The sequence below is a fragment of the Polaromonas sp. genome (assembly GCF_036676035.1).
Taxonomy (GTDB): Bacteria; Pseudomonadota; Gammaproteobacteria; order Burkholderiales; family Burkholderiaceae_C; genus Polaromonas.
The window spans coordinates 1-18,187 of the sequence record NZ_JAKFDR010000056.1; the positions used below are offsets into that span (position 1 = coordinate 1).

Genomic DNA, 18,187 nt, shown 5'->3' on the forward strand with positions numbered 1-18,187 from the left:
AGAGTTGGCTGGTGCGGGTACGTGGCCGTGTGCAAGGCATCGGCTATCGGGAAGCCTGCGTGCACCGCGCGCAGGCGCTGGGCATCACCGGCTGGGTCCGCAACCGCATGGACGAGTCGGTAGAGGCGATGCTGCAGGGCTCGCCCGAGCAGCTTGCGGACATGTGCGATTGGCTGCGCGATGGCATGCCCGCAGCACTTGTTGACGAGCTTGACGTAACGCAGGTGCAGCCACCGTTCCCTCGCTTCGACCACTTCGACCGCTTGCCCACCCTGTGAGCACAAGCAACTCGCCATGGCGAAGGAACGAGTTTTAGCTCCAAGCCCATGCAGCGATCAAGCGCGCTGGGGTATGCCAACACCTTTTGCGACTGCCGGACGGGCAAGAAACGTCTCCAGCGCCCGTGTGACATGCGGGAAATTTTCGATCTTCACCAGATCACCCGCCTCGTAGAACCCGATCAGGTTGCGCACCCAGGGAAAGGTGGCCATGTCGGCGATGGTGTAGGCATCGCCCATGATCCAGGTCCGGTCGGCAAGCCGCTGGTTCAGTACACCGAGCAGGCGCTTTGCTTCTGCGACATAGCGGTCGCGCGGGCGCTTGTCTTCGTAGTCTTTGCCAGCGAACTTGTTGAAAAAGCCGAGCTGGCCGAACATCGGACCGATGCCGCCCATCTGGAACATCAGCCACTGGATGGTCTCGTAGCGGCCGGCAGCATCTTTCGGCATGAACTTTCCGGCCTTGTCGGCGAGATAGATCAGGATCGCACCGGATTCAAACAGGGGAAGTGGTTTGTCATCCGGACCGTCCGGGTCGAGTATGGCCGGAATCTTGTTGTTGGGATTGAGCGAAAGAAATTCCGGTGACATCTGGTCATTGGCATCGAAGCTGACGAGATGGGGTTCGTAAGGCAGACCCGTCTCTTCGAGCATGATCGAGACCTTGACGCCATTGGGCGTGGGCAAAGAATAAAGCTGAATCCGGTCGGGATGCCGGGCCGGCCATTTTTTGGTGATGGGGAAGGCAGAGAGATTGGTCATGGTGGGTCAGGATTGTCTTGCCAGGGGAAGCACGATGAAGCGCCAAATGTAGCCTAAGCAAGCAACATTCGCATTCAAAACGACGGCGAAGTAGTCGGTGTGAAAACCCTCTTGGGGCAACCCTGTTCAATGACTCAGCAGTCCGAAAATCGTGCGACATACTTTGTCATCCTGAGCGCGGGCTAAGGGCTCAGAATGACAGCATGGGCGGCGAACCGCTCAGTGCTTGTGCTCGCCGTGGCCGCTGTGCGCTTTATCAGCGGCCTTGCCCGCCGCAGCGCCGGCGCCCGGTGCCACGGCGCTGACGGGCACCTTGAGCTCGACTTTGCTTTCAACGCCTTTGGCGTTCTTGAACACCAGCGTCAGGGGCACCGTGCTGTCTTTCGCCAGAGGCTGCTTGAGGTCCATCAGCATGAGGTGGTAGCCGCCCGGCTTGAGTTCGACCGTTTTCCCGGCAGGCAGGTCGAGAACCGGCACGGCGCGCATCCTCATGACGTCGCCATCCATTTTCATTTCGTGCACTTCGGCCACGCCCGCCACCGGCGTCGAGCCGCCTACCAGTTTGGCACCTTCCTTGGCGGTGATTTTCATGAAGGCGCCGGTGCCTTTTTGCCCCTGCACCGAGGTGCGTATCCAGGCGTCCTTGACTTCAATGGTCTGCGCATGGGCCGAGGTGCCGGCAACACAGAGAGCTGAGAGGGCAGCCAGGGCTGCGGTGATTAAAACGTTCAGTTTCACAGGATTCTTTCTAAAAAAACGGGTTCTCACCCATGTGCAATCGGGGTAGCTCAATTCACCACCTTGGCAGGCCGTGCGGCCAGCGCCAGCTTGAGCCCCGCCTTGTCAAACTCCAGCGCCTGGCAGTGCGCGCGGGCCTGGGCGATGGCGCTTTGGGCCGCCGGCGAGGCCAGCTGCTGGCCCAGCGCCTTCTGGTAGCCGGCAACCATTTCAGTGCACGCGCTTCTCATCTGCGCAATCATCTCATCGGAGTCACAGGCTTGGCTAGCCACGGACATCAGCAAGACACCGGCCAGCACCAGGGAGCGAAAGCCGGCGCGGCGGCGGCGCGAAGCAAAGACGGGCTTCATACAAAGGCGCTCATTTGGCGGGCAGGATTTCGAGCAGGGCCGCCGGGTGCTTCAGCCCCTTGTCGGACGTGCCGCTGGCGGGTGTTTCAGCCCAGTGGGTGCTGCCTTTTTCGCAGCCCTGAAACACCTTGAACCACACCGGCCCGGCCTCTTTGGGCACCCGGCCCCGGAAGACGAATTCGTCGTAGTGGGCATCGGGCAGCATGCTGTCTTTGGAGGCTGCCGCCCAGGTCACTTCGGTCACGCCTTCGGTGACCCTGCCGCCATGGCCATCGTCATAAGGCATGGCGAGTTTGCCCAGGGTGGTGGACAGGTTCCAGCCCGGCTTGGGCATGGGTTTGACGCCTTGAAAACCGGCCGGCACCGTGACCTTGATCAGCTTGGTGGCCGAGCCCTCGCAGCCGTGCGGCACGCGAACGATGGCTTTGTAAGTGCTCAGCACTGTCGCCGTCCGCTCCTGCAGGCTCACGTGCGCAAAAGCGGTGCTGCCACCGACCAGCAAGGCGCAGGTGGCCGCGAATTTAATACAAAAATGTTTCATGAATCACTCCAGCCAAAAAGAACACACGATGCCACTCGGGCGAGCGGCATCTTCAAACTCAACAAGAGAAAGCTTGGGTTCAGATGACGGGAGGCGGGGCGCGGCTAAAGGGCAGCCCGAATGGGGACGCGGAAAAGACGGCTGCAAGCGCAACAGCGGGAACGCTGTGATCGAGAGGAGTGAAATGCGCCGAGGCCGGCCACTGCGCAGCCATGAAGCCAGAGCTGCCGCACCAGTCGCAGTGCGAGCCCGCCTGGGGCTCGCCATCACCGCCGCCGGAAGCCGGCTGGTCACCGATTGGTGCCGTGGCAACCGTACAAATGCCGCCCAGCTTGCCGGTGCGCAGCTCTTCGGCCAGCATGGAGGCAGGCGACAACAGCGCGGCAAACACGGCCACCAAACCCAGCCACGCAGCAAAGCGGGTCCACAAGGGAAGGGATGGGTGGAGGGATGGCGGGTGCGACACGGGGTGAATTATAGGGAGCCGACCTGATGGGACGGCCCCGCGTCGTTTGATGCGACGCCAAAGGAAGGCCTGCAAAACTCCTCCCGTTCAGGCTTCGATCCTTCGACAAGCTCAGGACAGGCCAAGCTCAGCCCGAACGGGGTGGTGTCATGGCTTATGGAAACATCAATAACTATCGGGCAACTATCTAGCCGCATTCGGAAAAAACAGCTGCTCCCCCCCAATTTTGTAGCTCGCCACCACGGCCTGTCCGGGCGCTGAGGTCACCCAGTCGACAAATTTTTGGGCTTCGCCGGCTTTGACATGCGGGTACCGGGCCGGGTTGACCACCATCACGCCGTACTGGTTGAACAGGCGCGTGTCGCCTTCGACCAGCACCACCAGGTCGGCCCGGTTTTTGAACGACAGCCAGGTGCCGCGGTCTGCCAGTACATAAGCGCCGGCGCTGGCCGCCATGTTCAGTGCCGGTCCCATGCCGCAGCCGCAGGCCTTGTAGCCGGCAAACTGCGGCGCTTCCAGCCCGCCAGCCTTCCAGTAGCGCAGTTCGGCGGCGTGGGTGCCGCTCTTGTCGCCGCGCGAGACAAAACCGGCATTGGCGCTGTTGATCTTTTTCAGCGCCTCCACAATGTCCTTGCCTTTGGCTTTGGCGAGGTCGGCCGCCGGGCCAATCAGCACGAAGTCGTTGTACATCACCGCAAAGCGCTTGAGGGCAAACCCCTCGGCCACGATTTTTTCTTCAGCCGCCTGGTCGTGCACAAACATCACATCGGCATCCCCGCGCCGCCCCATGTCCAACGCCTGGCCGGTGCCCAGCGCCACCACCTTCACCTCGATGCCCGTGGCTTTCTTAAACTCGGGCAGCAGGTGTGCAAACAGCCCGGACTGCTCGGTCGACGTGGTGGAGGCCATCACGATGGGGTTTGTTTGCGCTATCGAAACAGTAGCTGCCAGCGCAATAAGTACGTGGGCTACAGCCTTGAATGGCTTGTAAACCTGGGAAGTGACCATTAACTTATTCAAACCAGTTCTCCTTTGACAAATGCCTGGGCTTCTGCCGGCAGCGGTCCGTTGAAAAATGCCTCCGTGCCCAGGTCCGTGATCAAACGTCCCTGCTCCAGGTAAATCACCCGGCTGGCCAGGCGTTTGACCTGGCCGAGGTTGTGGCTGCTGAAAATCAGGGTCATGCCGGCCTCGGCAAACCCGGCCATCAGCGCTTCCACCTCGCGCTTGGCGCCGGGATCCAGGCTGGCGGTCGGCTCGTCCAGCAGCAGCACCTGCGGCTTCAGGGCCCAGGCGCGTGCCAGCGCCAGCCGCTGCTGCTGCCCCCCGGACAGAGTTTTAGCATTGCGGTGCGCCAGTCCCAGCAGGCCCACGCGCTCCAGCGCCGGCAGGGCCCGGGCCCGGGCCTGCGTCCATGGCGTCCCCTGGAGCCAAAGACCCAGCGCCACATTGTTTTGAGCGCTGGCGCGCAGCATGTAGGGCCGCTGAAACAGCATGGCCTGGTGCAGGCGTGCATCGCACAGTCGTTGGCCCGTGGTCGGCTTGACCAGCCCGTGCAGGGTTCTGAGCAGCGTGCTCTTGCCACTGCCGTTGGCGCCCACCAGGGCCAGTTTTTCACCGGCCGAGATGTTCAGGCTGCAGTCTGCCAGTGCCTGAATGCGCCCAAACTGCACGCCCACCGACTGAAGCTCGAGCAGCGGCGTCATGCGCCGACCCTTTTGCCGGCGAGGTTCAAAGTCAGGTCGGGCGAGGCATCGTCGAGCTGCTCGCGCCAGCGCCTGACGACGGCAATCAGGGCATTGAGCAGCAACACCACCGCCAGCAGCACCAGGCCGAGCGCCAGCGCGAGCGGCAAGTCGCCCTTGCTGGTTTCCAGCGCAATCGCCGTGGTCATCACGCGCGTGAAGCCGTCGATATTGCCGCCCACGATCATCACCGCGCCGACCTCGGAGATGGCCCGGCCAAAAGCGGCAATCAGCACGGTCAGCAAGGCATAGCGTTCGTCCCACAGCAAAATCAGGCTGCGCAAGCCCCTGCCGGCCCCCAGCGACTGAAACTGCTCGCCGTGCAGCCGGTCCGCGTCTTCAATGGTCTGGCGCACCAGCGCCGTCACGACCGGCAGCACCAGCACGGCTTGCGCCAGCACCATGGCCTTGAATGAAAACAGCCAGCCCAGAAAACCCAGCGGCCCCGAGCGCGACAGCAGCAGGTAGACCACCAGCCCGACCACCACGGAAGGCAGGGCCAGCGTGGTGTTGAGCAGCGCCAGCACCACGGCGCGCCCCGGAAAACGCGACACCCCCAGCCAGGCCCCGAGCAGCAAACCCGCGCCACAAGCCAGTGCACAGGCGCAGGCGCTGACCGCCAGCGACCTGAGGACAATGCTGGCCAGCAGGGGATCGAATGCGGAGATGAGTGAAAAGGCGGTGAGGACGCTGTCTGAAAAGGGGTTCATGCCAATGGTTTGGGGAGGGCACGCCATCGTAGACGGGATGCTCCGGCCCCGGCATTGGGAATCACGAGCTATGAAATGGTTTGCATAGAAAGTTTGCATAGAAAGGTTTGCATGGACAAGCGATTCATCGCATGCACCCATAATCACCCCACTACCTTGGCCGCACATGCACAAAGTTGAACTCTCCTACCTTCTGGCACCGCAGCGTGGCAAGGACGCGCTGATACGCAACCCGCTGATGGACATGCTGCACGCGGTGCGCGAGCAGGGCTCGATTTCCAGAGCGGCCAAGGCGCTTGACCTGTCCTACCGCCATGTCTGGGGCGCCCTCAAGAACTGGGAGCAGACGCTGCAGCGCCCGCTGATTGTCTGGGACAAGGGCCAGCGCGCGCGCCTGACCGAGTTTGGTGAAAAACTGCTCTGGTCCGAGCGCCAGGCCCAAGCCCGTCTCGCGCCGCAGATTGAAGCCCTTCGCGGCGACATTGAACGCGCCTTTTCCACCGCGTTTGACGACGACGCCCATGTGCTGACGCTGTATGCCAGCCACGATGCAGCCCTGAGCGCCCTGCGCGAGCAGGCCAGCGCGCGCGGCCTGCACCTGGACATCCGCTTCATGGGCAGTGTGGATGCGATTGCCGCGCTCAATGCCGGCCGCTGCATGATGGCGGGCTTTCACACACTCGATGCGCCGCCGCTGGCCTCGGTGGCCGCGCGGACTTACCGCGAGCTGCTCAAGCCGGGCCAGCACAAACTGATTGGCTTTGCGCACCGCCAGCAGGGCCTGATGGTGGCCCGCGGCAACCCGCAGCGCATTACGCAGCTGTCGGACCTGAAAAAGCCGGGGCTGCGCTATGTCAACCGCGCGGCTGGCACCGGCACCCGGGTGTTGCTCGATGAGCTGCTGGCGCAGCATGGTCTGAATTCGGCGGATCTGGCCGGCTACGACACGCAGGAGCCTTCTCACACCGCCGTGGCGCAGGCCATTGCCAGCGGGGCCGCCGATGCCGGTCTGGGCATTGAAGCGGCCGCGCGCGACAAGGGGTTGGATTTTGTGCCGCTGGTGCAGGAGCGCTACCACCTGGTATGCCTCAAATCGGCGCTGCCGCAAGCACCGGTGCAGGCCCTGCTGCAGGAACTGCAAAGCCAGCACTGGCAAACCACGCTGGCGGGCCTGCCGGGTTACAGCGGCCAGCAGGCGCAGAGCGGCCAGGTGCTGTCCTTGCGCGCTACCCTGCCCTGGTGGCGTTATCGCCAGGAGAAATCAGTTAAACCATCAAAAACACCATCCAGCCCTTGATGGATGGTCGCAGAAAGCTATTATTTTGATAGCAAAAACAACAAAAAAGATTCACAGCGCACAGGAGCGAAAGCCGCAGAAGATGTCGTCGCGCCCGGGTAAATAGAAGTTGCGGTATTTGGGGTGCTGCATGCGGGCCCGGGTGGCGAATGAAGCGCCGCGCAGCACCTTGTGGGTGCCAAACCAGGGCTCGGAGTAATCGCGGTAGGGGTCGGGTGCAAAGCCCGGATAGGCCCGGAAGGTGCTGCCCATCCACTCCCACACAGCGCCCCAGTGAAAGCCCCGACGTGCCGCCGTGTGGGCGGCGACTTCCCACTCCACTTCAGCCGGCAGGCGGCGGCCGGCCCAGCGACACCAGGCATCGGCTTCCCACCAGGTCATGTGCATGGCCGGCTGGTTACCCAACATGCGCATGGGCTGGCCAAAGCGGGTCTGCATGACGGCCCCGCTGGCCACGCCGATCTGCTCGACATAGCGCGGCCCCCTTCGGCCCTCGCCGCCGGCCTGGCCCTGCAGCCAGTCCCAGCCTTGCGGGTGCCACAGCGCCTGGCGGTCGTAGCCGCCATCGTCCACAAACTCGATGTACTGGGCCCAGGTGACGGGCTGCGCATCGATCTCGAACTCCGGCACACGGACCTCGTGCGCGGCCCGTTCGTTGTCAAACGCGAAACCCTGGCCCGCCTGATAGCTGCTTCCCAGTTGCCAGCGCGTTGCCGGCACGAGCACCGGTTCGCGCAGCACCATGGGCGGCGGCGTGAAGGCCTGCAGCAAGGGCTTGTCCAGCGCCAGGCCCAGGGTTTGCGCGGTGTAGGCAAAGGCCTCTCCGTGCATGTCTTCGTGAAACAGGCAGAGCCGGTAAAAGTAGAGCGCCTCGTCATCTTCGCCGGCTTTCTCAAGCAGCTCCAGCGTGCTCTCCAGCGTATCGAGCAGGTAGGCGCGGCAGTTGCCCACATCGGGCAAGTCCAGGGCCCAACGCGTCTCGTGGGGCACATGTGAAGAGTCCCACCAACGGTCGGCCTGGGGCTCGATGGAGGCCAGCCGGGTGTGCACCGGATCGCAACGCTGCCCCAGGCTGCGCTGCAGGTTGCGGCCAATCCAGCACTCCTGAAACCAGCCCACATGGCCCAGCTCCCACAGCGGCGGGTTGATCGTTGCCAGCTGCGGCACCTCAAAGCTCGATGCCTCCAGCGCCCGCTGATACTGGCCAAACAGGTGCAGCGTATGATTGCGCGCATCCATCAGCGCCAGCGAAAGCAAGTCCCGTCCGGCACTGCGCATGGTGGATGAATCAATCAAGGCTGACATCGCGGTAGATGATGAATTCGGTATGAAGTCTGAGGCCAACACTGTAGTCCTGGTAAGCCCGGCCATGGCTGAATCGAATAGCGGCAACTGGCATACCGCCAAACGCTGGGCGCAATTCCTGTCTGATGATTGTGACATTGCCCTGCGCAGTCAATGGCTCTGTGCCTCGCAAGACCCGGCGGCGCGCGCTTTGATCGCCCTGCACGCCCGCCGCTCCGCGCCCTCCATCCAGGCCTGGGCGCGGCAATGCCCCGGCAAGCCCCTGATCGTGGTGCTGACCGGCACCGATCTGTACCGCGATATCCATGTCGATGCCAGCGCCTGGCAATCCCTGGCGCTGGCCAGCCATCTGGTGGTGCTGCAGGAGGCCGCACTCGACGAACTGCCGCCCGCGTTTCGCAGCAAGGCGCAGGTGATCTACCAGTCGGCCCCGGCCCTCAAGCCCGCCATCAAGGCGGCGCAGCGCTTGCGGGCGCTGTTCGTGGGCCATCTGCGCGACGAAAAAGACCCCCTGACCTACCTGCGCGCCGCTGCCAGGCTAAGCCAGACAGCACTGGCCGACTCCATGCGCTTCGACCTCATTGGCCGGGCCCTCGAGCCCCGCTGGGCCGACGCCGCCAGCACAGCGCAGGCCAGCCTGCCCCACTGCCACTGGTGGGGCGACCTGCCCCGGGCCCGGACGCGCCAGCACATCAAGCGCGCGCATGTGCTGGTCAACAGCTCCCTCATGGAAGGCGGCGCCCAGGTCATCCTGGAGGCCGTCCAGTCCGGCACGCCGGTGCTGGCCTCGCGCATCAGCGGCAACTTGGGCATGCTGGGGGCCGACTACGCGGGCTACTTTGCAGCCGGTGACGACGCCGCGCTGGCCCAACTGCTGCGGCGCTGCGCCACGGAGCACGGCTTTCTGGCGCTGCTGGAAAAACAATGCTCGCTGCGTGCGCCCCTATTCAGCCCCAACGAGGAAAAGCGCCGTGTCATAAACTTGGCTTCAATCCGCCTTTAATTGGCCTTTCCCCCGCCTACCCCCTGCGATTGCGACGCCCTGAAAGCCCTGCCATGAATGCCCCTGAAAAAACCCCACTTCATTCTTCTGCCGTCCCCCGCCTGACCAGCCTGTCGCACGGCGGCGGCTGCGGCTGCAAGATTGCGCCCGGCGTGCTCAGCGAAATCCTCAAGAACTCCAGCAACTTGCCCGGCTTTAATTTACCGCCACAGTTGCTGGTCGGCATTGAAACCGCTGACGACGCCGCCGTTTATCAGCTCAATGACGAACAGGCGCTGATAGCGACCACCGATTTCTTCATGCCCATCGTGGATGACCCCTACGACTTCGGCCGCATTGCGGCCACCAACGCCATCAGCGACGTGTACGCCATGGGCGGCACGCCCATCATGGCGCTCGGCCTGGTGGGCATGCCCATCAATGTGCTGCCCCTGGAAACCATTGGCGCCATCCTGCGGGGCGGCCAGGACGTGTGCCGCGATGCGGGCATTCCGATTGCCGGCGGCCACACCATTGATTCGGTCGAGCCGATTTACGGGCTGGTGGTACTGGGCCTGGTGCACCCGTCGCGCGTGAAGAAAAACTCGGGCGCCAGGGCCGGCGATGTGCTGGTTCTCGGCAAGCCGCTGGGGGTGGGCATCTTGTCGGCAGCCCTCAAAAAAGAGGTGCTCAGCCCCGAGGGCTACGCCCGCATGGTGGCCTTGACGACCCAGCTCAACAAGCCCGGCATTGCGCTGGCCCCACTCGAGGGCGTGCATGCGCTCACCGACATCACCGGCTTTGGCTTGCTGGGCCACGCTCTGGAATTGGCGCGCGGCGCAGGGGTGCAGGTCAGACTGGACTGGTCGCGCGTGCCCCTGATCGAAGGCGTGCGCCAGCTGGCAGGCGAAGGCTGCATCACCGGCGCCTCCGGCCGCAACTGGGTCAGCTACGGCGCCGACATCACGCTGCCCGCCGGATTGGCCGACATCGACCGGGCGCTGCTGTGCGACCCGCAAACCTCGGGCGGGCTGCTGGTGTCGTGCGCCGCAGAAAATGTGGCGGACGTGCTGGCCATTTTTCACCGCCAGGGTTTTGGCGACGCCGCGGTGGTTGGCGAGGTTGTGGCGGGCAGCGGCGTGTCTGTTTATTGAGCACCTCGCCGCTCAACGGGTGCACAAACTGGGTGCACAAACGCCCACGATCTCTAGGGTAAACCCGGCACTTTCCTGTCAGGCTTTATTCAGTGGCTGACTGGCTTCACGGTTAACATTCACGCCTTGACAGCCCCTTCGCGAGGCTTTCGTGGGCGCTTCTTTCTTATTTAAAAAACTTTCCGGAGACAACAAGTGTCCGTACTACTCAAACTGGCCTTGGGATTTGACTGGCTGAGCACGCGACTGGGCAAACTGGCTGCGTGGATGGTCCTGGCTGCCGCCCTGATTTCGGCAGGCAACGCTTTCGTGCGCTACGGTCTTGACATCAGCTCGAACGCCTGGCTCGAGATCCAGTGGTATCTGTTCGCGGTCATGGTCATGCTGGGCGCACCCGTGGTGCTCAAGCTCAACGAGCATGTGCGCGTGGACATCATCTACGGCAAGCTCAGGGGTCATGGCCCGGTGTATGTTGACTTGTTCGGCCTGATCTTCTTCTTGCTTCCCGTGATGGGCCTGCTGTCCTACCTGAGCTGGCCGCTGTTTATCGGCATGTACCAGTCCGGCGAAATGTCGCCCAACGCCGGCGGCCTGATCCGCTGGCCGGCCATGCTGCTGCTGCCAGTCGGTTTTGGCCTGATGTTTGTCCAGGGCCTGTCCGAGATCATCAAGCGCATCTGCTACCTGCAGGGCAAGTTCGAGATGGACACCCACTACGAAAAGCCGGTTCAGTAAGCCGCCTTCCATTGCCCATCCAGACAAAAAATACTCTCAGGACCACCAAATGCAGATGGAAAATTTTGCCCCGATCATGTTCGCGGGCCTCGTGCTGATCATGCTGATCGGCTTTCCGGTCGCCTTCTCGCTGGCGGCGCTCGGGCTGGGCTCGGGCTTTCTGGCCATTCAGATGGGCTGGTTTCCGGCCAGCTTCATGTCCAACCTGCCGCTCAATATGTTCGGCATTTTGTCGAACGAGCTGCTACTGGCCATTCCCTTCTTCACCTTCATGGGCGCCATCCTCGAGAAATGCGGGCTGGCCGAAGACATGCTCGACTCCATGGGCCAGCTGTTCGGCCCCGCCAAGGGCGGCCTGGGCTACTCGGTCATCATCGTCGGCTTCATCCTCGGCGCCATCACCGGCACGGTGGCCGGCCAGGTGATCGCCATGGCGCTGATCTCGCTGCCCGTCATGATCCGCTATGGCTACAACATGCGCTACGCCACCGGCGTGCTGGCGGCCTCCGGCACCATCACGCAGCTGGTGCCTCCGTCGCTGGTGCTGATCGTCATGGCCGACCAGCTGGGCCGCTCCGTCGGTGACATGTACAAAGGAGCCTGGGGCCCGTCCATCCTGCAGGTGCTGATTTTTGCCGGCTATACCTTCATGCTGGGTGTTTTCAGACCCCACTATGTGCCGGGCGTGCCCAAAGAGGCCCGTACCCTGAACGGCTGGGCGCTGTGGGCCAAGTGCCTGCGCGGCATCATCCCCTCAGCCGTCCTGATTTTTGCCGTGCTGGGCTCCATGGGCGGTTTGCCCGGTATCGATACGGCCATCGCCACTCCCACTGAAGCCGGCGCCATGGGCGTGGTTGGCGCCCTGATCCTGGCAGCCATACACAAGCGCCTGACACGCCCCCTGATCTGGGAGGCCATGCTTGGCACCATGCGCCTGACAGCCATGGTGGTGTTCATCCTGATCGGCTCCCGGGTTTTTTCCATGGTGTTCCAGGGCGTGGACGGCGCCAAATGGGTCGAGCACATGCTCAGCGGCCTGCCCGGCGGGCAAACCGGCTTCCTGCTTGCCGTCAACTTCTTCATCTTCTTCCTGGCCTTCTTCCTGGACTTTTTCGAGATCGCCTTCATCATCTTGCCGATGCTGGGCCCGGTCGCCGACAAGCTGGGCATTGACCTGATCTGGTTTGGCGTGCTGCTGTGCGTGAACATGCAGACCAGTTTCATGCACCCGCCGTTTGGCTTTGCGCTGTTTTACCTGCGCGGCATTGCCGACACCTTGTTCAAGGAAGGCCGGCTCGAAAAACCGGTGCACTCCAGCGACATCTACCTCGGCGCCATTCCCTGGGTGTTGATGCAGCTGGTTCTGGTGGCCATCGTGATTTTTGTGCCGCAGACGGTCACCGTCTTCCTCGACAAGCCCGAGGTGGTTGATCTGGACAAGGTGAAAATTGAAGCTCCGGTTGAGGACTACAGCAGCCCTGCAGCCGGCGCTGCCAGCGGAGCGGCCGCCGTCGACCCGCTGGCTCCCCCGGCTCCAGACACGTCTTCCGAAGACGAGCAAAAGCGGATGCAGGAACTGTTCAAAACCAAGTAAGCCGCATCATCGCCGCTCAACATGCATGCGCCCCTCCGTCTCCAGCGAGGGGCGTTTTTATTTCAAGCCTGACAGCAACCTCTTTCAGTTTTATGGACAACACGCCCTTTCCCGCCCACATGGGGCCGCCGCCTTTCAAATTCGTTCCGCGCACGCCGGGTGTGTCCTGCCCCGCCTTCTCCATCCCGTTCAAGGCGCTGGCAACGCTCATCGTGCTGGCCTGCGCGGCCGCCTTTGTCCAGACCTGGCTGGCCAACCGCGCGTCGGGAGCGGGCGGTGGCTGGTTTATCGCCGGCCTGCTGCTCCTCCTCTACACCTGGTGGCACATGCTGCGCAGCCGGACCTGGATCGATGAGCAGGGGCTGCACCAGAGCTGGATGTGGGACAAGCACATGGAGCTGCGTGAACTGGCCTACGGCAAGTTCATACGCGTGCGCGGGCTGGAGTGGCTGATTGCACCCCGCCTGTATGTGCGCACCCTGATGGGAAAATTCGCCGTGTTTTACGCCGCCTCGCCCGAGATGATGACGGAGTTTGAACGCCTGGTCAGCGAACTCAAGGCGTTTCGCTCGCAATAATCACGCAACAACGACAACAAAAAAGCCGCGACAAGTCGCGGCTTTTTTGACCCGGACAGCTTACAGCTTGACCGTCTGCATGTACTGATCGAAGCGTGACTCGGCAAACCCGCTTATTTTGCCCCGCCAAGTGTGGGGCATCGTATTTGAACGTATCTTTTCCCACGGGGCGAATCACCGTCTTCCGCGCCAATCCTCCATAAAAAACCGCATCGAAATGCGGTTTTTTTGAAGAAGGGACGAAAGGCCCCGATTACAGTTTTTGTTCCTGCATGAAGCGGTCGAAATTCGCTTCAGTGAAGCGGAACCACAGGTTCTGCTCGGCACGGAACTTCGAAAAGTCGGCGTAAACCTTGCGCCAGTTCTCGTTCTTGGCCGATATCTCGCTGTACAGCGCCATGGCCTCCTTGAAAGCGGCGTTCAGCACGTCCTTGGGGAAGGCGTGCAACTGGGTTTTCGCACCTACCAGCTGCTTGAGTGCAGCAGGGTTGCGGGCATCGTACTTGGCCTGCATGTCGGAGTGGGCCTGGGCTGCCGCGGCTTCCACAATCGCCTTGTTTTCAGGGGACAGTGCTTCAAACGCCTTGTTGTTGATGAAGAAGTCCAGCTGGGGACCACCTTCCCACCAGCCGGGGTAGTAGTAGTGGGGCGCCACTTTGTTGAAGCCCAGCTTCTGGTCGTCGTACGGACCCACCCACTCGGCGGCGTCGATCGTGCCCTTTTCTAGCGCAGCGTAAATCTCGCCGCCAGGAATGTTCTGCGGCACGCCGCCAATGCGCTCAAACACTTTGCCGCCAAAGCCGCCGATGCGCATTTTCATGCCCTTGACGTCCTTGAGCGACTTGATTTCCTTGCGGTACCAGCCGCCCATCTGGGCGCCCGTGTTGCCGCCAGGGAAATTGACAATGTTGTACTTGCCGTAAAACTCGCGCATCAGCTTCATGCCGTTGCCTTCGTACATCCAGGCCGTCATCTGGCGGCTGTTCAGGCCAAACGGAATGGCGCAGCCCAGCGCAAAGGTTTCGTCCTTGCCAAAGAAATAATAAGGCGCTGTGTGGGCGCACTCGACCGAGCCTTGCTGCACGCCATCGACCACGCCAAAGGCCGGCATCAGTTCGCCAGCGGCATGCACGGAGATTTCAAACTTGCCGCCCGACATGGCCTTGACCTGTTTGGCGAAGATGTCGGCCGCACCAAAAATGGTGTCCAGCGATTTCGGGAAGCTCGAAGCCAGCCGCCAGCGAATGGCAGCTTGCGCATGCACTGCAGGCGCGACACCGGCAGCCAGTACGCCAGCAATGCCGGCATTTTTAATGAGGGAACGACGGTCCATTGAATTCACTCCAGGTTGTTGAATTGAAATTCTCGCCGGCCATATGCACCAGCGCGACTGCTTGATAAGTCCTGAGGCATTGTAAAAATCGAGGCTGGGCCACCCCACCGGTGTTTACCCTCGAACACCTGACGAAAAGCTGTCATGGTGTCAAGAGTGCTTGCCCCGTTCAAGCCACCGACTTGAGCGTGACCTTGGCGGGCTTGAGAGCACCAGCCCGTGCCCCAAAGCGCGCGGTGATGGCCGCTTCAATGCCTGCGGCGTCCAGCCCCTGCAGGGCCAGCAGCTTGGCTGGGTCGCCGTGCTCGATGAACTCGTCTTTCAGGCCCAGGTGCAGCACGGGTTTGGCCATGCCTGCGGCCTGCAGGGCCTCAGCGCAGGCACTGCCGGCTCCCCCCATGATGGCGCCTTCTTCGAGCGTGACCAGTGCTTCGTGGCCAGCCGCGACCTGGAGCAGCAGCTCGGTATCGAGCGGCTTGGCCCAGCGCATGTTGACCACCGTGGCGCCCAGTTTTTCTGCGGCCTGCAGCGCGGGGTAAAGCAGCGTGCCAAACGCCAGGATGGCAATGCCCGCGCCCTCGCGGCGGATCTCGCCCTTGCCAAAGGGCAGGGATTGCAGGCCCGCTTCCGTGGCCACGCCGGCGCCCGCACCGCGCGGGTAGCGCACGGCCACCGGATGGTTCTGCTCAAACGCCGAGCTCAGCAGCTTGCGGCACTCGTTCTCGTCGGCCGGGCAGGCCAGGCTCATGTTGGGAATGCAGCGCAGATAGGGAATGTCGTAGGCACCCGCATGGGTCGCGCCATCGGCGCCCACCAGGCCGGCGCGGTCCAGCGCAAACACCACGGGCAGATTTTGCAGCGCCACGTCGTGAATCAGCTGGTCGTAGCCGCGCTGCAAAAAGGTCGAGTAAATCGCCACCACCGGCTTGAGGCCTTCGCAGGCCATGCCCGCGGCAAAGGTCACGGCGTGCTGCTCGGCAATGCCCACGTCGTAGTAGCGATTGGGAAAGCGCTGGTGGAACTCCACCATGCCCGAGCCCTCGCGCATGGCCGGCGTGATGCCGACTAGACGGCTGTCATGCTCGGCCATGTCGCACAGCCAGTGACCAAACACCTGGGTGAAGGTCTGCCTGGCCGGTGCGCTCGCTTTTTGCAGGCCCATGGCCGGGTCAAACTTGCCGGGGCCGTGGTAGGCCACCGGGTCGGCTTCGGCCAGCTTGTAGCCCTGCCCTTTTTTGGTCACCACGTGCAGGAACTGCGGACCCTTGAGCTGCTTGATGTTCTCCAGCGTCGGGATCAGCGACTCCAGGTCGTGGCCGTCGATCGGGCCGATGTAGTTGAAGCCGAAATTTTCAAACAGCGTCGCCGGCACCACCATGCCCTTGGCATGCGACTCCAGCCGCTTGGCCAGTTCCAGCAGCGGCGGCGCAACGCTAAGAACATGCTTGCCCACGTTTTTGGCCGACGCATAAAAGCGCCCGCTCATGAGCTGGGCCAGGTAGCGGTTCAGCGCGCCCACCGGCGGGCTGATGCTCATGTCGTTGTCGTTGAGCACCACCAGCAGCTTGCAGTCGTCGTACACGCCGGCATTGTTGAGGGCTTCAAAGGCCATGCCGGCGCTCATGGCGCCGTCGCCGATGATGGCCACCGCGTGGCGGTCTTCGCCCTTCTGGTGGGCGGCCAGCGCCATGCCCAGCGCGGCTGAAATCGAGGTCGACGAATGCGCCGTGCCAAAGGTGTCGTACTCGCTCTCGTCGCGGCGCGGAAAACCCGACAGCCCACCGAGCTGGCGCAGGCTGCCCATGCGCTCGCGCCGGCCCGTGAGGATTTTGTGCGGGTAGGTCTGGTGGCCCACGTCCCACACCAGCCGGTCGTCCGGCGTGTTAAACACATAGTGCAGCGCCACCGTCAACTCCACCGTGCCGAGGTTGGAGCTCAGGTGCCCGCCGGTTTTGGACACGCTGTCGAGCACATAGGCCCGCAGCTCGTCGGCCAGGCCTTTGAGCTGGGCACGGGACAGGCGCCGCAGGTCTGCGGGGCTGTTGATGGTTTCAAGCAATTGGTACATCGTGTGTGGTTGTTTTATGAACGAGGCCAAGCCCTAAGCTGAACGGTTCACCAGCATGTCGGCCAGCGCGCTGAGGGCGTCGGTGTTTTTCAGCCCGCTGGCCTTGAGGCTGGCCAGCGCCTGCGCCAGCAGCTTTTGCGCGTAATCCCTGGAAGCGTCCAGCCCCATCAGCGACACAAAGGTGGGTTTGTCCTGGGCCGCATCCTTGCCGGCGGTTTTACCCAGCGTGGCCGAGTCGGCGGTGACATCCAGAATATCGTCCACCACCTGAAACGCCAGCCCCACCGCCGCGCCGTAATCACGCAAGGCGCTTTGTGTTGCGGCCCCAATGCTGCCACAGGCAGCGCCCATCATCACGCTGGCCTGCAGCAGGGCGCCGGTTTTGAGGCGGTGCATTTCGTGCAGTTGCTCCGAGGACAGGGGCTTGCCCACGCTGGCCAGGTCAATCGCCTGGCCGCCGGCCATGCCCTGGAAACCGGCGGCCAGTGCCAGCATGCGACACAGCGCAGCCTGGGTGGCGGCGCTCACCGAATCGTCTTCGGGCGTCAGCAGCTCAAAGGCCAGCGCCTGCAGCGCATCGCCGGCCAGCAAAGCCTGCGCCTGGCCAAACTTGACATGCACCGTGGGCTTGCCGCGGCGCAACACGTCGTTGTCCATGCAGGGCATGTCGTCGTGCACCAGCGAGTAGGCGTGAATCAGCTCCACCGCGCAGGCCGAACGCAAGGCAGCCTGCGCATTGCCGCCCACGGCCTCGCAGGCGGCCATGACCAGCAGCGGGCGCAGGCGCTTGCCCCCATCGAGCACGGCATAACGCATGGCGTCACCCAGGCCGGCCGGGGCCGGCGCCCCGCTCGGGCAGGCCACCCAGCGGGACAGGGCCTGCTCAACGTCGGCGAGCTGTCGGGTGCTCCAGGTGCTCAGTTCAAACAAAGGCAGTTTTTCCGGGGCGTTCAATCGGTGGACTCTTTTCAAATGGCGCAAATGGCGGTTGTAGCAATTGGCACGCTACTCTTGCGCCCAGGGCTTGAGTTCGGTGCCTTCCAGCACCTTGATCTGGGTTTCAACCGCTTCCAGCTTGTCACGACAAAACTTGAGCAGCTGCGCGCCGCGCTGGTAGCCCGTCAGCAGTTGATCCAGCGGCAACTGGCCGGACTCAAGACGGCTGACCAGCCCTTCGAGTTCTTCCAGCGCAGCTTCGTAGCTGGCGGGCACGCTGGTCGCAGGGCCGGCAGGAGTGGGTGTGGCGGTGGATGAGGAGCTTTTGGCCATGGTATTAAAGGTGAAGGCCCAATTTTAGGCCGTTGCGGGGTGTTTTTGGCCCCGGCGCAGCGCCACCCCCAAAATCGGCTTGCGCAGGTACAATTGATAACAATTCTCGCTTGGCCTGCCCTGGCATGACTAGTGTGGTGTTGCACGCTTGACGGCACAAATAAAACCGATGGATTTTTGTTCAGGACAAGGCGCAAACCACAGCAATAGCCCCGCTATTGCGCGGATTTGCAACGCCGTCATGGACGAAAAGACGCGGTTTTATGTGCCGGATAGCGTGCA

At 62.8% G+C, this 18,187-nt stretch carries 20 protein-coding genes; 7 read left to right on the forward strand and 13 right to left on the reverse strand.

The genetic code is table 11. From position 1 onward, the window contains the following. Positions 1-8 precede the first annotated feature (8 nt). On the forward strand, positions 9-278 hold the full coding sequence (locus V6M61_RS08775) for an acylphosphatase (protein WP_332776202.1): 270 nt from the start codon (positions 9-11) through the stop codon (positions 276-278). 57 nt (positions 279-335) lie between these two features. On the opposite strand, the gene V6M61_RS08780 is transcribed toward V6M61_RS08775, so the two are convergent. The 8 genes from V6M61_RS08780 to V6M61_RS08815 form a co-directional block, all read right to left on the reverse strand. Beyond that, positions 336-1,040, reverse strand: coding sequence for a glutathione S-transferase N-terminal domain-containing protein (locus V6M61_RS08780; RefSeq protein ID WP_332776184.1), 705 nt, complete (start codon positions 1,038-1,040; stop codon positions 336-338). 219 nt (positions 1,041-1,259) lie between these two features. Continuing rightward, a complete protein-coding gene (locus V6M61_RS08785) occupies positions 1,260-1,778 on the reverse strand; it encodes a copper chaperone PCu(A)C (RefSeq protein WP_442957754.1) in 519 nt (172 codons plus the stop codon). A gap of 50 nt (positions 1,779-1,828) precedes the next feature. Continuing rightward, positions 1,829-2,128: a hypothetical protein gene (locus tag V6M61_RS08790; RefSeq protein WP_332776185.1), complete on the reverse strand. Its 300-nt coding sequence runs from the start codon at positions 2,126-2,128 to the stop codon at positions 1,829-1,831. A gap of 10 nt (positions 2,129-2,138) precedes the next feature. Beyond that, positions 2,139-2,669: a YcnI family copper-binding membrane protein gene (locus V6M61_RS08795; RefSeq protein WP_332776186.1), complete on the reverse strand. Its 531-nt coding sequence runs from the start codon at positions 2,667-2,669 to the stop codon at positions 2,139-2,141. Between the two features lie 79 nt (positions 2,670-2,748). Further along, entirely contained in the window at positions 2,749-3,099 is a 351-nt protein-coding gene (locus V6M61_RS08800; RefSeq protein ID WP_332776187.1) for a DUF2946 family protein, read from the reverse strand. A 219-nt stretch (positions 3,100-3,318) separates the two neighbouring features. Next, complete coding sequence (locus V6M61_RS08805; protein ID WP_332776188.1) at positions 3,319-4,143, reverse strand: extracellular solute-binding protein; 825 nt, start codon at positions 4,141-4,143, stop codon at positions 3,319-3,321. An 8-nt stretch (positions 4,144-4,151) separates the two neighbouring features. Next, positions 4,152-4,841 carry an ABC transporter ATP-binding protein gene (locus V6M61_RS08810; RefSeq protein WP_332776189.1) on the reverse strand — a complete coding sequence of 230 codons (690 nt, stop codon included), beginning with the start codon at positions 4,839-4,841 and terminating at the stop codon, positions 4,152-4,154. After that, positions 4,838-5,590: an ABC transporter permease gene (locus tag V6M61_RS08815; protein ID WP_332776190.1), complete on the reverse strand. Its 753-nt coding sequence runs from the start codon at positions 5,588-5,590 to the stop codon at positions 4,838-4,840. Before V6M61_RS08815 ends, V6M61_RS08810 begins: the two co-directional genes overlap by 4 nt. A gap of 166 nt (positions 5,591-5,756) precedes the next feature. Here V6M61_RS08815 and V6M61_RS08820 point away from each other — a divergent pair, with 166 nt between their 5' ends. After that, a complete protein-coding gene (locus V6M61_RS08820; protein ID WP_332776191.1) occupies positions 5,757-6,887 on the forward strand; it encodes a substrate-binding domain-containing protein in 1,131 nt (376 codons plus the stop codon). Between the two features lie 51 nt (positions 6,888-6,938). Here the strand turns inward: V6M61_RS08820 and senA are convergent, their stop codons facing one another. After that, complete coding sequence (gene senA / locus V6M61_RS08825) at positions 6,939-8,192, reverse strand: selenoneine synthase SenA (protein WP_332776192.1); 1,254 nt, start codon at positions 8,190-8,192, stop codon at positions 6,939-6,941. Positions 8,193-8,214: 22 nt separating this feature from the next. Between senA and senB the strand changes: the two genes are divergently transcribed. From senB to V6M61_RS08850, 5 genes are all read left to right on the forward strand, one after another. Beyond that, the gene (gene senB / locus V6M61_RS08830; protein WP_332776193.1) at positions 8,215-9,195 is read left to right on the forward strand and encodes a selenoneine biosynthesis selenosugar synthase SenB; all 981 of its coding nucleotides are present in this window, start codon (positions 8,215-8,217) and stop codon (positions 9,193-9,195) included. Positions 9,196-9,248: 53 nt separating this feature from the next. Further along, the gene (gene selD / locus V6M61_RS08835; RefSeq protein ID WP_332776194.1) at positions 9,249-10,328 is read left to right on the forward strand and encodes a selenide, water dikinase SelD; all 1,080 of its coding nucleotides are present in this window, start codon (positions 9,249-9,251) and stop codon (positions 10,326-10,328) included. Between the two features lie 195 nt (positions 10,329-10,523). Continuing rightward, positions 10,524-11,063 carry a TRAP transporter small permease subunit gene (locus tag V6M61_RS08840; protein WP_332776195.1) on the forward strand — a complete coding sequence of 180 codons (540 nt, stop codon included), beginning with the start codon at positions 10,524-10,526 and terminating at the stop codon, positions 11,061-11,063. A gap of 49 nt (positions 11,064-11,112) precedes the next feature. Then, positions 11,113-12,657 (forward strand): TRAP transporter large permease, encoded by a 1,545-nt coding sequence (locus V6M61_RS08845; protein ID WP_332776196.1) that lies wholly within the window; start codon positions 11,113-11,115, stop codon positions 12,655-12,657. 92 nt (positions 12,658-12,749) lie between these two features. After that, on the forward strand, positions 12,750-13,235 hold the full coding sequence (locus tag V6M61_RS08850) for a hypothetical protein (protein WP_332776197.1): 486 nt from the start codon (positions 12,750-12,752) through the stop codon (positions 13,233-13,235). A 253-nt stretch (positions 13,236-13,488) separates the two neighbouring features. Here the strand turns inward: V6M61_RS08850 and V6M61_RS08855 are convergent, their stop codons facing one another. The 4 genes from V6M61_RS08855 to V6M61_RS08870 form a co-directional block, all read right to left on the reverse strand. Continuing rightward, positions 13,489-14,568 carry a TRAP transporter substrate-binding protein gene (locus tag V6M61_RS08855; RefSeq protein ID WP_332776198.1) on the reverse strand — a complete coding sequence of 360 codons (1,080 nt, stop codon included), beginning with the start codon at positions 14,566-14,568 and terminating at the stop codon, positions 13,489-13,491. A gap of 169 nt (positions 14,569-14,737) precedes the next feature. Then, entirely contained in the window at positions 14,738-16,636 is a 1,899-nt protein-coding gene (gene dxs / locus V6M61_RS08860) for a 1-deoxy-D-xylulose-5-phosphate synthase (RefSeq protein WP_332776199.1), read from the reverse strand. A gap of 33 nt (positions 16,637-16,669) precedes the next feature. Continuing rightward, on the reverse strand, positions 16,670-17,590 hold the full coding sequence (locus V6M61_RS08865; RefSeq protein ID WP_332776200.1) for a polyprenyl synthetase family protein: 921 nt from the start codon (positions 17,588-17,590) through the stop codon (positions 16,670-16,672). A 51-nt stretch (positions 17,591-17,641) separates the two neighbouring features. Then, on the reverse strand, positions 17,642-17,905 hold the full coding sequence (locus tag V6M61_RS08870; protein ID WP_332776201.1) for an exodeoxyribonuclease VII small subunit: 264 nt from the start codon (positions 17,903-17,905) through the stop codon (positions 17,642-17,644). Between the last annotated feature and the right edge of the window lie 282 nt (positions 17,906-18,187).